Raw genomic sequence first — 15921 nt, 5'->3', positions numbered from 1 at the left:
AACTAAACTAATTGAAACGCTTACAACTCACACTGCTCCTTAGCTTACTTTTTAGTGCACTTTCTTTTTCACAAACAGCTATAATAAGAGGTGTTATCCTCGACGAAACCAACACGCCAATTGAAGGTGTAAATATTAAAGCTTCTACTGGTGAAGGTGCTGCCACTAATACAAATGGGTTTTACGAATTTAGAATACCTTCTGGTATTGAAGTAACCGTAGAATTCACACATATAGGACATAGCAGAATTGTACAAAAGTTTCAATTAAAAAATGGACAGGAGTTAGAGTTTAATCCTGTTATGAAAGTAGATGTAGAGCAAATACCTGAAGTTGTTATTTCTACCAATACCAGACAAAACGATGATGGTGTTGTAAATATTGACCCAAAAACTTTACGTACTATAAAGGGTGCTCAACCAGGAATAGAAAACATTCTAAAAACCTTACCAGGAGTTAATATATCAAATGAATTAAGCACACAATATTCTGTAAGAGGTGGAAATTTTGATGAAAACCTTGTTTATGTTAATGAGATTGAAGTTTACAGACCGTTCTTAATACGCTCTGGAAACCAAGAAGGACTTAGTTTTGTTAATACAGATTTAGTGTCTAATGTCGATTTTTCAGCTGGTGGTTTTCAGGCTAAATATGGAGATAAGCTATCATCTGTATTAGATATTACATATCGCAATCCAGTAGCTTTTGGAATGCGTGCAGATCTAAGCCTACTAGGAGGAAGTGTTGCTGCTGAAGCCGTATCTAAAGATGGTAAATTCTCAGGTATTGCTGGTGTTCGCTACAGAGATAATAGTTTAATTCTAAACAGTCTTGAGACCGAAGGTAATGTAGAGCCTGTTTTTGCAGATGCTCAAACGTATTTAACCTATCGTTTTTCTGACAAGTTTCATTTAAATTTTTTAGGAAACATTTCTCTTAACCAGTATAATTTTCAACCAGAAAACAGGCAAACCAATTTCGGTACACTACAAGAACCTGTTGCTTTATTAGTGTTTTATGATGGTAATGAAGAAGACGAATATCAGACTTATTTTGGTGCTTTAAAGGCTAACTATTTTGTAAACGATAACCTTACATTAAAGTTTATTGGTTCTGCATATCATACACTAGAACAAGAGTACTTCGATATTTTTGCACAATACAGACTTGGAGAGGTTAACACCAACATAGGAGATGAAAATTTAGGTGAAGTAGAATTTAGCGAAGGTATTGGATCTCAGCTAACACATGCGCGTAATGACTTGGATGCCTTTATTGTCAATGCAGAGCACAGAGGAGACTATAAAATTGATGAAGAATCTACTGTAGAATGGTCTGTAAAATACACACACGAAGATATTAGAGACCGTTTGGTAGAATACGAAATTATTGATTCTGCTGGCTTCTCTATTCGTCCTCCAAATTTTAGCATTCCAAATCTTCAGCCTTATCAACCCTACGAAGGGCCTTTAACTGCTTTTGAAGATATTAGAGCGCTAAACAGAGTACAAATAGACAGAGTGCAAGCCTTTGCTCAATATAGCAAACGTACAGAATGGGGAAATAACGAAGTGTTTTACAATGCTGGTGTAAGATTACACAACTGGACTGTTGGCGGAGAAAACCTTGAGAGCAATACACAAACTGTTGTTAGTCCTAGAGCTCAATTTGCTATAAAACCAGATTGGGATAAGGATATGCTTTTTAGAGTCGCTGGAGGTTTATATTACCAACCACCTTTTTACAGAGAATTGAGAGATTCTTCTGGTGTTGTACAACCAAATGTAAAGGCTCAAAAGTCATTTCATATCGTTTTGGGTAATGAGTATAGTTTTAAAATTTGGGACAGACCATTTAAGCTCGTTACCGAAGCCTATTACAAAGGTTTATCTAACGTTAATACCTACACATTAGAAAACGTAAGAGTTAGGTACAGTGCAGATAATAATGCCAAGGCCTATGCTTACGGATTAGACATGCGTTTAAATGGCGAGTTTGTTCCTGGTACAGAATCTTGGTTTAGTTTTGGGTATTTAAAAACAGAAGAGAATATAGATAATCGTGGTTATATAGCCAGACCTACTGACCAACGATTAAAATTTGGTGCTTTGTTTCAGGATTATGTACCAAACATGCCAGATCTAAAAATGTATCTTAATTTAGTCTACAACACAGGTGTTCCTGGTGGTTCACCAAGCTATGCAGATCCTTACGATTTTCAGGTGAGACTAAGAGATTATAGACGAGCAGATTTAGGTATTTCATTACAACTTGTTAATCCTGCTAAGACCTACAATACTAAATGGAAAAAGAAATTTAGAGAGCTCTCTCTAGGTTTTGAGATTTACAACATGTTTAATAATCAAAACTCAATAACCAATACTTGGGTTAGAGATGTATATACCAAACGTCAATTTGCAATTCCTAACTATTTAACACCTCGTGTTTTTAACCTTAGGTTATCAGCAAGATTTTAAGACTATAATTATCTAGCAACCATATTCATAGACGCTACCAGTAAATCGCCAGAACCTAATAGTCTTTCTGCCCAAACTTCGATATAATCGCCTGTAGAAAGTTCAATAGATCCTGTTATAGAAACAGCTCCTACATCAAAATTAGAACCTATCTCTCTATAGACCTTTGTGTTTTCATCTACAGTTGCTGTAGCATTACCACTATTTCCTTTTGCTATATAAAACACAAAAATATCATTGTTTGTATCACCTCTAAAAGATAAACTTGCGTTTATAGTAAACCTTCTTGTCTTTCTTCCTTCGTAAACAATTCTATTATTTCCAGAAGCTGAAAACCTAAAAAGATCATCTGAAGATGTGGCACCATTTATTTTTCTACGACTTGCTGTTCCTGTACCTGTAAAGTTTGTGTATATACCTGAACCATACGCTGCATTTAAAACTATGTTTCCTGTTGCATTATCATCCGTTTCTCTAGGGATACCAGGACTTTCAATAAAATAGTCGGTAGTAAAATTATATCCATTATAGGTACCGTTTGTATAGCCATTTACACGAGTACCTTCTCCATCAAAACTTATTTTAGAAATCGAAGCCGATACATTAATCGTTGGGTTACTACTAACATCAATACCTACTTCACCAGCGTTAGACACTATTCTTCCATTTGCTATTTGTAGGTTATTAAAAGAGCCTAATAACGTTAAAAATGTACCTGTATTGCTATCCGTCCAAAATATTTTATCCATAAAGAAAGATGTCATATCTGAAGCCGTTAAACCATCATCTGTATTAACAACCTGTAAAATATCAAAAAGGACAGCGTACAAATTACTCAATGTACCTAATGACGATGCATTATTAATGATTAAAGTATAAGCAACAACAGATTGCGAGCCAGAACCTGTAATATTAAAAACCTCTTGATCTCCAGCATCTATTCTAAGTGTTTTTAAGTTACCTCCATTACTACCTGTAAAAAGTGTAGATCCACTAGCATTAACTATAATATCAGATCCTGTATCTCTTCCTTCTACATAGGCGCCATTAAGATTTATTGGAAAATCAAAAGCTACTTCACCATTAATTTCATACAAAAAATTGGTGTTAAGTAAGTACTCTGAACCTCCTCCAGCGTCAAGCTCTTCGGATAGATCGGCAACACTTTTAACAAGCTTATAATTATTTCTAATATCTGCCCCTTCTAGAGGAATCCATGATCCTGATGAATAATAATAAAATGAAGATTGATCTGTATCGTAAACAATTAAACCTTCTGCAGGACTATCAATAGCAGTACGCAGAGCAGTTGTCATTCTTGGTGTTAATAAACCTTGACTCGTTGAATTTAATTCTAAAATAGACGAAGGATCTGGCTCTGTAGTTCCAATACCAACTTGAGAATAAGACATAAAAAAGCAGAGCGTTAAAATAAGAATTAAGGGGATTCGCATTTTGTAACGTTTTTAAGGGGATTTCTATCAAAATATAATCAAAATTACGGGTTTTTAGTCCAAAATTCAAAAAACACCGCTAAAACCATTAAAAACAATAACAATCACAACATTAAAAAACTAAGATAAATAACTGGTTATCATTATATTGTTTTAAAATTTTGATCTTTTCATTTTTATTATGAATACCTCAATAATTCTTTATTTAATATCAAAAACACATACAATTGCTGAAACAAACCTGTCTTAACTTTTGAAATGAAACTGATACTAATAATTCAATATTGTAAACTCAATCTTCAACATTTTTGAACTAAAACGTTAATTTTAGTTCTAACTTCTTGGTAAAAGGCTTAAATCGTCGTTGTAATACTTTCTCACATTGTATAAAATTTATAATTTTGCATACATCAATCCGCTTTAGGTTACCCTACTAAACTACAGTTGTAAATTTATTTAAGTATGAAAAATTCCCTCATTGGGTTACTATTGCTATTTTTTAGCATGGTTTCCTCAGCTCAACTTAGTGTTAGAAACGATGCGTATGTTTTTGTAAAAGACCAAGTCTTATTTGTAGAAGATGATGTTAATCTTGAAGAAACAACAGCTAAAATTTACTTAAGGGATGACGCTCAATTAATACAAGGCTCAGGAACAACAGGTAATTCTGGTGTTGGAGAGTTGAGTGTTTATCAAAACGGAACTGTTAATCAATGGGCTTACAATTATTGGTGCTCACCAGTTGGAGATATTTTACCTAGTAACATTAATAATCCTTTCCATGTGAATCTAATAGATGATTCTCTTATTGGTGATGCAGATCCTATAGCCAGTAGTAATAGCACACCAACGAATGCATACGAAGGTACAGCAGATCCTTTAGTTATATCCACAAGATGGTTATATTCATTTGTTGCTTCTGACCAATATGCTGAATGGATCTATCTTGGATTTAACAATGACCTAAATCCAGGCCTAGGTTTTACAATGAAAGGACATGGAACTGCAACAACTGGTAATACTATATATGACTTTAGAGGCAAACCAAATAATGGAGTAATAACAAACCCAGTATTAGATTCTCAATTTACATTAATCGGAAATCCTTATCCAAGTGCCATAGACGCCAGAGACTTCATTCATGATCCTGCAAATGTAAATGAAATTGATGGTACACTTTTCTATTGGGAACAAAATGGTAATGTAGCGTCACACGTATTACAAAATTATGTTGGTGGTTATGCTACTTACACAATTGATGCTACAGGCACTAATGAGACTTTTAATTATGCGCTCTTTTTTACTTACGACGCTCAAGACAACTCAACTCCTGTCTTGACTCCACCTCCTGGTCCTGTTCAGGCTGAAGGCTCAAAAGTTGCTGGAAGGTATATTCCTGTTGGGCAAGGTTTCATGGTTGAAGGTATTAATGGACCTAATAGTGAAGTTACTGTTAATAATTCAATGAGAGAATTTGTAAAAGAAAATGGCACAACTAGTTACTTCTTCAGAACGGCCAACTATAGTAGCGAAAACGAATCTGCGTCTAATAATAACCAAATTGAGTATCAAGACAACGGTTTGTCTTTAGTTCCTGAGGATTTTAAAAGATTCAGGATTAATGTTGATTTTACAGTAGGTGAAAGCCAATACACAAGGCAACTAGTACTTAATTTTCATGATTCTGCTACACCCGATTATGATAGAGGTTTAGAATTAAAACTTGCTCAGGTTTATAACTCTGATGCTTATTTCGATTTACAAAATAAGGCTTACGGTTGTCAAGCCTATGCTTTTGACGAAGCTCTTACAATTCCTTTAATTGTAAATATTGAAGAACAACAACCACTACGTTTTAGAATTTTTGATATTCAAAATTTTGAAGATACCCAAGCTATTTATATTCACGATATTGAAAATAACCTATACGTAGACTTAAGAACCCAAGACTACGACTTAAACGTAGAACCAGGCAATTACACTGACCGTTTTGAAATTGTATTTATTCCTGGACAATCTCTTGGAGTAGATGATTTTGATGTTAGTGATTTAACCATTCGTCAGGATAATGATATTCATCAATTATCTGTTTTAAATCCTAATGGTTTAGATGTAAAAACAATTGAGGTTTTTGATGTGGCTGGTAAACGAATGTTAAATCAACTATACGATTCTGTTTCTAATCGTTACCAATTATCAACGGTAAACTTAAGTGATGGTGTGTATATTGTTAATGTAACTTCAAAAGCTAATGCTGTAAAATCTGAAAAGATTATTATTAAGCATTAACAATATCTTTTAAAACATTAACTGTATAGTCTATTTCTTCTTTAGTTGTAAAAATACTAAAGGAAAATCGTACCGAAGGATGCTTTAATTTTTCATCATCCAGAATTTCTGTGAGCACATGAGATTGTTGACTGCTGCCACTTTGGCAAGCACTACCTCTAGAGCAAGCAATACCTTTAAGGTCGAGTTGAAATTGAAGCATAGCCGCTTTAGATGGATCTAACGGTAAGCAAACATTAACTAAAGTATAGGTGCTTTTTGAATTGTCTACACTTGCGCCATTAAAACCTACGGTTGGCAAAACCTTTTTTACTTGGTCTATAAAATATGTTTTAATTGAAGATATTTTTTCGCCTTCAACTTCAATATTTGTGTAGGCTATTTTTAACGCTTCATCCATACCAACTATATTATGGATAGCCTCTGTACCTGCTCTATGACCTCTCTCCTGCTCGCCTCCAAAAATCAGTGGTTTTAATCCAGATTCTTTTCTAACAAAACAAAAACCAACACCTTTTGGTCCGTGAAACTTATGTGCACTTGCAGCAAAAAAATCTATTGGAATTTGTTGCAAGTCTAGCTTAAAATGACCTACAGATTGCACACAGTCGGAATGAAACAAAGCATCATTTTCTTTACACATCTTAGCCACATGCTCAATGTCTAAAATATTTCCTATTTCATTATTAACATGCATTAGGCTTACGATGGCTTTTTCAGAATTCTTCAATAAGCGCTCTAAATGTGTATAGTTTACAGTGCCTAGTTCATCTAACTCAACAAAGCTAAGCTTTACATTGTATTCTTGCTGTAATTGTTCTACAGTATGTAAAACTGCATGATGCTCTATTTTTGAAGTAATGATTTCAGTAACTCCTAAATCTCTAACAGCACTACGCAAAGCTAAATTATCTGCTTCGGTACCACCTGAAGTAAACACAATCTCAGAAGCCGACACATTAAAATAACCAGCAATGTTTTTACGACATTGCTCTAATAACGCTTTAGATGAACGTCCAAAACTATGCGTAGAAGAAGCATTACCATAACTATTGGTAAGCACTTCTGTCATACGGTTTATAACTTCTGGTCGTAAGGCTGTTGTAGCCGCATTATCTAAATACACTTGCTTCATGCTACAAAAATATCGCAAATAAAATTATTTAGATAATGCAACGTTATAATTTTACAAATCCATTATTTTTGTTCAAAATGTAAGTTTATGACGCGTTTCTTTTATATAATTTTTGCCCTTCTACTTTTAACAGCTTGTGATGATGGCGATATTTTTACTGTAGATCTTGTTTTTGACAAAGAGTTAGACTTATGTTCTAATAATACAGAGTCGTTTCTAATCTACGATACCAGAGAAAATCCTAGTGAATCCCTATCCTTAATAATACCTCGTGGCAGTAATGAAGAATATCCGTTTACAGAGCCTACTCCTATTGATGAACCTACAACTTTTTCTATTAACGGATCTTCTATTCGATTTTTATATAGAACTTACAACAGAAATCTAACCAGTAGTGAGTTGTGCGACCCTATACCTCCGTCTGATTTAACTATTACAAATGACTACGAAGCACCTTCTGGAACTGCTTTTGCAACAGTGACTATTGAAGATGATGACAACGATGGTATTCCTTCAGATTTAGAAGGTAGAGGTGAAATGGATGAAAATGGTGATTATCCTAATGCTCAAGATTGGGATGAAGATGGCACTCCGGATTATTTAGACCAAGATGATGATAACGATAATGTACCAACAATAAACGAGATTGATACAGATGATTTAGATGGTGATGATGACCCAACTACAAATCCTCTAGACACAGATGGTGATGGTAATCCTGATTATTTAGATAAAGATGATGATGGCGATGGTGTACCAACGATAGATGAAGATAGTACTGATAACCAGAACCCAAGAGATTTGGCAAACCGTAACTATGGCGAAAACGATGATGAATTAGAGTACCATTATCTTAATACTTTAGAAAGCACCAATTATGGTCCAATAGAACATATTGGAGGTAATATTTACACAAGAACAGTAACCGTAAATTTCTTAATCATAGACTTTAATCTTGAGATATTGTCTTCTGATGCTATAGATTTTGGCACCCTAACCTATTCGTTTAATGTAACAGGTGACGAGGATTAAGATTCTATATTCTGAAAAATTCTGACTTCAGTAGCACCTATGCCGTAGGTTTTATAGTCTGCATCGTAAAACTGAATATTGTTGTAACGCCCTAAAAGTGTTTCTAGCTCTTGTCTCAGTACTCCTTCTCCTACTCCATGGATAAAAACCATTTTAGGAATACGCTTACGAATGGCAAACTCTAATTGTTTTCTGGCAGTATCTAGTTGCAAGTTCATCATATCAAAATTAGTCATGCCTTTTGTAGAATCGGTTAGTTCATGTATGTGTAGATCGACTTCAAATTTTGGCGCATGACGCTCTTTTGGCTTAACAGATAACGATGTTTTACGCCTTGGTATTTCCTTCTCTCTTTTTACAGACTCAATGTCTGCATCATAGATAGCATTATCAAGCTTTTGACTAGATGATACTATCATCAATTCGTTTTTTTCAAAATGAAACTCAAAACCATCAGTATCTTCAATAGTAATGGTAGTGCCAGAAACTTTAGTAACAGTACCTCTTATTGCATCATCAATAGTTTCAACAATATCACCTTTTTTCATCGTCCTCTATTGGTTCTGATTTTACAAAAGATTCCTCCTCCTGGTTTTCAAACTTGCTTGGAATATTACGTGATGTTCTGTAAATACCGAGCATTAAACAAACAATACCTGCTATTAACAAATAAGTGTTTTGTTTTTCTCCTGCTTGAGCATAGATTGCTATAATACCACCTCCAATGATAAAAATAAGATTGACTAGCCTAGAAATATTCATACTTTACTAAATAGTTTTATGCAAAAGTAAGGCAAACAATAGTTATTTTTATATTATATGGTATAATTGTAAATGGTTAATTTAGCCTTATGTTTCTACTTATAAAAAGCATAGAAGATTACATGTTACCGTGTGTTATAAAAGAACACTTTGGCTTTGACTGTATTGGTTGCGGTTTGCAACGCTCTGCTGTGTTTTTCATAAAAGGTCAGTTTTTAGATGCATTTTTAATGTATCCTGCACTTTATCCTATGCTACTGTTTTTTGTTTTTCTTATTTTTGATATGTTCAAAAAAATAGAGCATAGTGAAAAAATAAAACTTGGATTAGCAAGCCTTATACTTATAGCTGCTGTAACTAACTATATTTTAAAACTATTTGTCAACTAACTCAATTTAATTCATGCAAAAACTCAACACAACATTAGTTTATATTTTATCTGTAGTAGGAATAATATGCTGTTGTATCTATGGTCTCGGAACAATTTCTGCAATTGTAGCCATAATAATTGCCACTCAAGAACTAAAAAAATATAACGCTAATCCTGAAGAATATAGTAATGGACCTGCAATGAAAAATGCAAAAATATTTGCCATCGTATCATTATTTATCTCTTTTATTGGACTTGCTTTCATAATATGGGTATTGGTTAATCCGTGTGAGTTCTTTGATTGGTACATTGGTTTATTTGAAAACAATCCTAACATTCCGGAAGAAAGTCTTGAACAGCTTTATGAAGCTGCCGAAAGAGCTGGATGTAGATAACCTGAAAAAAGTTTAAAAAAAACCACGATTTAAAATCGTGGTTTTTTTTTATTGAAACATTAAATTCTTATTCAAATTCTTGAAGTGTTTTTGTAATTATAGACACACAATCTAGCAACTGATCTTCATTCATTACTAAAGGCGGTGCAAATCTTATAATATTACCATGAGTTGGTTTTGCTAACAAACCATTGTCTCTTAGTTTTAAACAAATATTCCAAGCTGTATCACTTTCTTCATCATCATTAATAACTACAGCATTAAGTAATCCTTTTCCTCTTACCAATTTAGCTATAGTACTTGTTTCGATGTACTTGTTTAATTCACTTCTAAAAAGTTGACCTAATTGCTCTGCGTTTTCTGCCAAACTCTCGTCTTTAACAACCTCTAAAGCAGCAATAGCAACAGCAGCAGCAACAGGATTACCTCCAAAAGTACTTCCGTGGTTACCTGGCTTTATAACATTCATTACATTATCATTTGCCAATACCGCAGAAACAGGATATGCTCCACCAGAAAGTGCTTTACCTAAAATTAAAATATCAGGTTTAACATTTTCATGATCTACTGCAAGCAACTTTCCTGTTCTGGCAATGCCAGTTTGTACTTCGTCTGCAATAAAAAGCACACCATGCGCCTCGCACAATGCTTTAGCTTTAGCTAAATAGCCTTCGCTCGGTACATAAACTCCAGCTTCACCCTGAATAGGTTCTACTAAAAATCCTGCAACATTTTTATTGCTTGTTAAAGCTGTTTCTAAAGCCTCTAAATTGTCATATTCTATTTTAATAAACCCTTTTGTATAAGGTCCAAAGTTTTTGCGAGCCACAGGATCATTACTAAATGAAATTATAGTAGTTGTACGGCCATGAAAATTGTTTTCGCAAACTATAATTTCTGCCTCGTTTTCTTCAATACCTTTTACTTCATAAGCCCACTTTCTACAAAGCTTTAACGCAGTTTCTACAGCTTCAGCACCAGTATTCATTGGTAATAATTTATCAAAACCAAAATACTCGGTTGCAAATTTCTCGTACTTACCTAACATATCGTTATAAAAAGCTCTGGACGTTAGGGTTAACGTTTGCGCTTGGTTGGTCATAGCACCAACAATTTTAGGATGACAATGTCCTTGGTTTACTGCAGAATATGCAGATAAGAAATCGTAATATTGTTTCCCTTCTAAGTCCCATACATGCACACCTTCACCTTTACTCAATACTACTGGTAATGGATGATAGTTATGTGCTCCATACTTGTTTTCTAAATCTATCGCTTCTTGCGATGTTAATTGGTCTAAAACAGCCATTTTAAAATAATTTAATTGTGAAAAAATAACCATTCCTGCTCTACCTTTATTCCTTCTTAAGCTTTGCGTAACCATTTTTGAAGTTATGGTGAAGCCTAGAAAAAGCAGCGTGGGAGAGAAATCATCCCTAGAGGTTGTAAATTTAGTAATTTCTGTACGATTTATAAATAATCGCAATCAATTTTAAGCATAGAGTTTTACAAAATGCCACTATCTTTGCATTCAAAATTTTAGTACATGCCAAGACGAGAACGCAATAAGTTTGTAAAAAGAGGTGAAACAATAGAAATCTTAATAGAAGATTATGCTTTTGGAGGAAAAGGTATAGGTAGAATTAGAAACGAGCATGGCGAATTTGTAGTTTTTGTACCCAATACATTACCAGGTCAATTGGTAAAAGCTCAGGTAAAAAAATCGAGTAAAAAATATGCCGAATGCAAACTTCTTGATGTTTTAAAACCTTCGGAAGATGAAGTAGAAATGCCATACCAAGATATTCCTGGTGCACCTTACATTCAGTTACCAATAGATAAACAGCACAATTATAAAAAGCAAAGTACTTTAGAGCTTTTCAAGCGTATTGGTAAAGTAAAAGATATAGAAACCAAATTTGATGAATTTGTAAGTTCCCCAAACACGTTTCATTATCGCAATAAAATGGAATATGGTTTTTCTGCAATTGGATACGACAGAGAAGCAAAAACAGATATAGACGAGTTTACTTTAGGCTTCAAACGTCGTGGTCTTTGGTGGTGTGGAGACAACCTAAATAGCGATTCTGGCTTATTTGATGCTGAGCTAGAAAACCATCTAAAAACCATAAGAGTTTACTGTGAAAATACAGGCTTAGAACCTTGGCATGCACCAAAAAAGGAAGGTTTCTTTCGCTATTTTGTGGTTAGAAAATCTTATAAAACCAATCAACTGCTTTTCAATTTAGTAACCACATCTTATGATTTAGACAAGTTTGATCTAGATGCATTTGCCAACTATTTAGTTGAATTATTTGGTGATAGAGTTGCGGGATTATTGCACACCATTAATGATGAAATTGGAGATAGAACCATTGCCACTACAGGAAGCATCAGTTTAATTTACGGTGAAGATAAAATCGTTGAAGAACTATTAGGTCTTAATTTTGAAATTAGCATGAAAAGCTTTTTTCAGACCAACCCAAAATGTGCCGAAAAATTATACTCTAAAGTAGTGGACTATGCTTTAGAAAATAAAGACGCTATAGACAATACAGTTGTTCTCGATTTATTTTGCGGTACCGGAACTATTGGTCAAATTGTTGCCAGCAAATCTAATAATGCCAAAATTGTTGGTGTTGATATTGTTGCTTCAGCTATAGAAGACGCTAAAGAAAATGCCAAACGAAACCATATTGAAGGTTTAGAATTTTATGCTGCAGATGTAGGTAAGTTCTTAACAGAGCATCCCGAATTCAAAACTAAAATTAGAACCATAATTTTAGATCCTGCCAGAGCTGGTATTACGCCAAAAACCTTAAATAAAATAATAAACCTAGGTGCAGAACGTTTGGTTTATGTATCTTGTAACCCAGCCACACAAGCCAGAGATACCGAGCAATTAATGCAAGCTGGCTATGAGATAAAAAAGCTAAGTCTTGTGGATCAATTTCCACATACATCGCATATTGAAACTGTGGTTTTGTTTGAAAAATAATTGATGAAAAAGTTAAAATTTACACTCTTATCACTTTTAGTGGTACTCATTAGTTGCGAGCGCGACGATATCTGTGCAGAAACCACACCTACAACACCTAGACTCATAGTAGAGTTTTATGATGTTAACGAACCAGATGATATTAGTCCTGTAACTCGTCTAACAGTTTATGGTGAAGGTTTAGCCGACAACCCAACAAACGATAATACAGAAGGTACGCTCGTTTACAATATCAACTCAACATCAATAGAATTACCACTAATTATTGGAAATGAAGGTGAGATAACTACATCGCGTTTTATTTTAGAAAAAGATACAGATCATAGACTAGATGATGATGTAGACACTGAGTCTAATATTGATATCATTGAAATCTCTTATGAAACAGAATTTGTATACGTATCAAGAGCATGTGGATATAAAAGTATATTTAAAAATATACAGGTAAGCTATGAAATTTCAGATGATGGAGCTTGGATTAGTGGCATTGAAGTTGTTGACACAGTAGAAATAGTAGAAAATGAAAACACAGTACATGTACGCATCTTACACTAAAAGTATTATTATACTGCTATTGTTTTCTACAATAGCAATGGCTCAAGACAAAAAGAAAACCGTAAAGGATACTTTAATTTATAAGCAAAAGTATGGACTTCGCTTAGGTGCAGATGTAAGTAAGCTAGCCAGAACATTTGCAGATGATAATTACACAGGTTTTGAAATTATGGGAGACTATCGTCTTACCAAAAGAATCTATTTAGCTGGAGAAATTGGTAACGAAGAGCGCACCATAGAAAACGAAGTCTTAAGCAATACCACCAAGGGAAGTTATTTTAAAGGTGGAATAGATATTAATTTCTACAAAAACTGGCTAGATATGGAAAACATGATCTATATTGGTTTTAGAGGTGGTGCCAGTACGTTTAGCCAAACTTTGAATAATTATAGCATATATAATGTCTATAATCAATATTGGAATGAGCAGTTTAATGTTGAAGAAGGTACAGAGTTCTCTGGTCTTACAGCAATTTGGGCCGAAATTATTGTGGGTATAAAAGCCGAATTATTTAATAATTTTTATGCAGGTATCAATGCACAACTTAAAGGCTTAATAACCGAAACAGCTCCCGATAATTTTGAAAATCTTTACATACCTGGTTTCAATCGTACTTACGACAGTGGTCGTTTTGGTGTAGGCTTTGGTTTTAACTTATCGTACTTAGTTCCTATTTTTAAGAAAGACAAAGTCGTGGTTCAGGAAAAGGAAAAAGAATAATACGTTCCTATCCTAACAATCTTAATATTAATACTAAATAATCTCTAACATCTCTTCTAGAAAACTACTATTATAAACCAATATTGCATTACAATATTTAGTTCTAAAATTATTTTTTTAGATTAAATCTACTCTGAAAAGAAGTGAAAATTATCACTTCTTTTATTTTTTTTAAGCACCAAAAATCTTTTTTTGAGCTTGAACCCCTTATTTTGTAAGAAAAAATTGCAACCACAAGAACTAAAACCCTAATAATCTTTATGTTAAATTATTAATTTGTTTTTTTGTTTGTAAAATTTAATTACATTTGGTCCAACAAAAGCATCACTTAATCGATGAAATCATATTTTAATAAATCTAAAAACCTACTAAATGAAACAAACCAAATTTTTGAATTTAAGGTTAAAGGCATTTAAGCCCTTACCTTCTCTAGTTTTAGGAGTTTTGCTATCTAGCTACGGTTCATCTGCAGCTCAAGAAGTAGTCTTAAGCTCTGGTGGTGACATCACTAGTACAACTGGGTCTGTTAGTTATTCTGTTGGGCAGATAACACAAAACACAATAACAGATGGAGACACCACTGTTTTACAAGGTATTCAATTCTATATCGATGACAATTCTTTAAGTATTGTAGATGTTGATACAAAATTAGAAATTACAACATTTCCAAATCCAGCATCTTCAAACTTAAACATTACCATTAATGATTTTAAACCCAATCTACTTTCTTATAAGCTATTCAACACATTAGGCCAATTAATTGAAGAAGGTAACATTACAGGTAAAACAACATCAATTAATGTTTCAGAATTAGATATTGCAACCTATCTGCTAAAAATTGAAAACACTGACAAGAAAACATCTCAAACCTTCAAAATCATCAAAAACTAAATTGAAATGAAAAATATTACTCTAATACTTATTTTAATTGTAAGTACACTTTCTGGTATGGCTCAAGCTCCAGATAAAATGAGCTACCAAGCTATTGTTAGAAATTCTGATAATGACCTATTAATCAACCAAAGTATAGGAATACAAATTAGTCTTATTGAAGGATCTACTAACGGAAGTGCTGTGTATGTAGAAACTCAAAATCCTACAACAAACTCAAACGGTCTAATTTCAATTGAAATTGGAACAGGTAATACTATTACTGGTACATTTAATACTATAGATTGGGGAAATAACACCTATTTTATAAAAACCGAAATAGATCCAACAGGAGGTAATTCTTACACTATTACTGGAGTAAGTCAACTTATGAGTGTGCCTTATGCACTATATGCAAAAACGTCTGGTAGTTCTACACCTGGACCAATCGGAGAAACTGGACCTCAAGGGCCTGCTGGAGCCGATGGTGCTGATGGTGCAACTGGACCTGTAGGGCCTCAAGGACCTGCTGGACCTGCTGGAGCCGATGGCACTGATGGTGCTGATGGTGCAACTGGACCTATTGGACCTCAAGGACCTGCTGGACCTGCTGGAGCCGATGGCGCTGATGGTGCTGATGGCGCAACTGGACCTATTGGACCTCAAGGACCTGCTGGTGCTGATGGCGCTGATGGAGCAACTGGACCTATTGGACCTCAAGGGCCTCAAGGACCTGCTGGAGCCGATGGTGCTGATGGTGCAACTGGACCTGTAGGACCTCAAGGGCCTGCTGGTGCTGATGGCGCTGATGGAGCAACTGGACCTATTGGACCTCAAGGGCCTCAAGGACCTGCTGGAGCCGA

Annotated in this window: 15 protein-coding genes; 10 read left to right on the top strand and 5 right to left on the bottom strand. The window is 34.3% G+C overall.

Annotation, left to right across the window (positions count from 1 at the left end; all coding sequences use genetic code 11):
* Window positions 1-11 precede the first annotated feature (11 nt).
* Window positions 12-2477 carry a TonB-dependent receptor gene (locus P7122_RS14380; protein WP_278006493.1) on the top strand — a complete coding sequence of 822 codons (2466 nt, stop codon included), beginning with the start codon at window positions 12-14 and terminating at the stop codon, window positions 2475-2477.
* 8 nt (window positions 2478-2485) lie between these two features.
* Here the strand turns inward: P7122_RS14380 and P7122_RS14375 are convergent, their stop codons facing one another.
* Window positions 2486-3889 carry a phage tail-like protein gene (locus P7122_RS14375; RefSeq protein WP_278006492.1) on the bottom strand — a complete coding sequence of 468 codons (1404 nt, stop codon included), beginning with the start codon at window positions 3887-3889 and terminating at the stop codon, window positions 2486-2488.
* Window positions 3890-4393: 504 nt separating this feature from the next.
* Between P7122_RS14375 and P7122_RS14370 the strand changes: the two genes are divergently transcribed.
* Window positions 4394-6220 (top strand): DUF8693 domain-containing protein, encoded by a 1827-nt coding sequence (locus P7122_RS14370; protein ID WP_278006491.1) that lies wholly within the window; start codon window positions 4394-4396, stop codon window positions 6218-6220.
* On the opposite strand, the gene P7122_RS14365 is transcribed toward P7122_RS14370, so the two are convergent.
* Window positions 6210-7355 carry a cysteine desulfurase family protein gene (locus P7122_RS14365; RefSeq protein WP_278006490.1) on the bottom strand — a complete coding sequence of 382 codons (1146 nt, stop codon included), beginning with the start codon at window positions 7353-7355 and terminating at the stop codon, window positions 6210-6212. The genes P7122_RS14370 and P7122_RS14365 overlap by 11 nt on opposite strands.
* A gap of 87 nt (window positions 7356-7442) precedes the next feature.
* On the opposite strand from P7122_RS14365, the gene P7122_RS14360 reads away from it, so the two are divergent.
* The gene (locus P7122_RS14360) at window positions 7443-8387 is read left to right on the top strand and encodes a hypothetical protein (protein ID WP_278006489.1); all 945 of its coding nucleotides are present in this window, start codon (window positions 7443-7445) and stop codon (window positions 8385-8387) included.
* Here the strand turns inward: P7122_RS14360 and P7122_RS14355 are convergent.
* A complete protein-coding gene (locus tag P7122_RS14355; protein WP_278006488.1) occupies window positions 8384-8935 on the bottom strand; it encodes a DUF8465 domain-containing protein in 552 nt (183 codons plus the stop codon). The two genes, P7122_RS14360 and P7122_RS14355, sit on opposite strands and share 4 nt — an antisense overlap.
* The gene (locus P7122_RS14350) at window positions 8922-9149 is read right to left on the bottom strand and encodes a hypothetical protein (protein ID WP_278006487.1); all 228 of its coding nucleotides are present in this window, start codon (window positions 9147-9149) and stop codon (window positions 8922-8924) included. The genes P7122_RS14355 and P7122_RS14350 overlap by 14 nt, the downstream gene beginning before the upstream one ends.
* Before the next feature lie 89 nt (window positions 9150-9238).
* Here P7122_RS14350 and P7122_RS14345 point away from each other — a divergent pair, with 89 nt between their 5' ends.
* Together P7122_RS14345 and P7122_RS14340 are read left to right on the top strand one after the other, a co-directional pair.
* Entirely contained in the window at window positions 9239-9538 is a 300-nt protein-coding gene (locus P7122_RS14345) for a DUF2752 domain-containing protein (protein ID WP_278006486.1), read from the top strand.
* Window positions 9539-9551: 13 nt separating this feature from the next.
* Window positions 9552-9914 (top strand): CCC motif membrane protein, encoded by a 363-nt coding sequence (locus tag P7122_RS14340; protein WP_278006485.1) that lies wholly within the window; start codon window positions 9552-9554, stop codon window positions 9912-9914.
* 67 nt (window positions 9915-9981) lie between these two features.
* Here the strand turns inward: P7122_RS14340 and rocD are convergent, their stop codons facing one another.
* Window positions 9982-11223, bottom strand: coding sequence for an ornithine--oxo-acid transaminase (gene rocD, locus P7122_RS14335; protein WP_278006552.1), 1242 nt, complete (start codon window positions 11221-11223; stop codon window positions 9982-9984).
* A gap of 237 nt (window positions 11224-11460) precedes the next feature.
* Between rocD and rlmD the strand changes: the two genes are divergently transcribed.
* The 5 genes from rlmD to P7122_RS14310 all read left to right on the top strand — a co-directional run.
* Window positions 11461-12912, top strand: a complete 1452-nt coding sequence (rlmD, locus tag P7122_RS14330) for a 23S rRNA (uracil(1939)-C(5))-methyltransferase RlmD (protein ID WP_278006484.1) — start codon at window positions 11461-11463, stop codon at window positions 12910-12912.
* Between the two features lie 3 nt (window positions 12913-12915).
* Window positions 12916-13467, top strand: coding sequence for a DUF6452 family protein (locus P7122_RS14325; protein WP_278006483.1), 552 nt, complete (start codon window positions 12916-12918; stop codon window positions 13465-13467).
* Complete coding sequence (locus tag P7122_RS14320) at window positions 13433-14188, top strand: DUF6048 family protein (protein ID WP_278006482.1); 756 nt, start codon at window positions 13433-13435, stop codon at window positions 14186-14188. The genes P7122_RS14325 and P7122_RS14320 overlap by 35 nt, the downstream gene beginning before the upstream one ends.
* A 372-nt stretch (window positions 14189-14560) precedes the next feature.
* Window positions 14561-15079, top strand: coding sequence for a T9SS type A sorting domain-containing protein (locus tag P7122_RS14315; protein ID WP_278006481.1), 519 nt, complete (start codon window positions 14561-14563; stop codon window positions 15077-15079).
* 6 nt (window positions 15080-15085) lie between these two features.
* Window positions 15086-15921 (top strand): DUF8740 domain-containing protein (locus P7122_RS14310; protein ID WP_496196798.1); only part of this gene is annotated, 836 nt, incomplete at its 3' end.

Origin of the sequence: Winogradskyella marincola, assembly GCF_029624125.1 — a bacterium.
GTDB classification, from domain to species: Bacteria; Bacteroidota; Bacteroidia; order Flavobacteriales; family Flavobacteriaceae; genus Winogradskyella; species Winogradskyella marincola.
The sequence above is the reverse complement of the archived record's forward strand: the minus strand, read 5'-3'. Positions and strand labels throughout refer to the sequence as shown.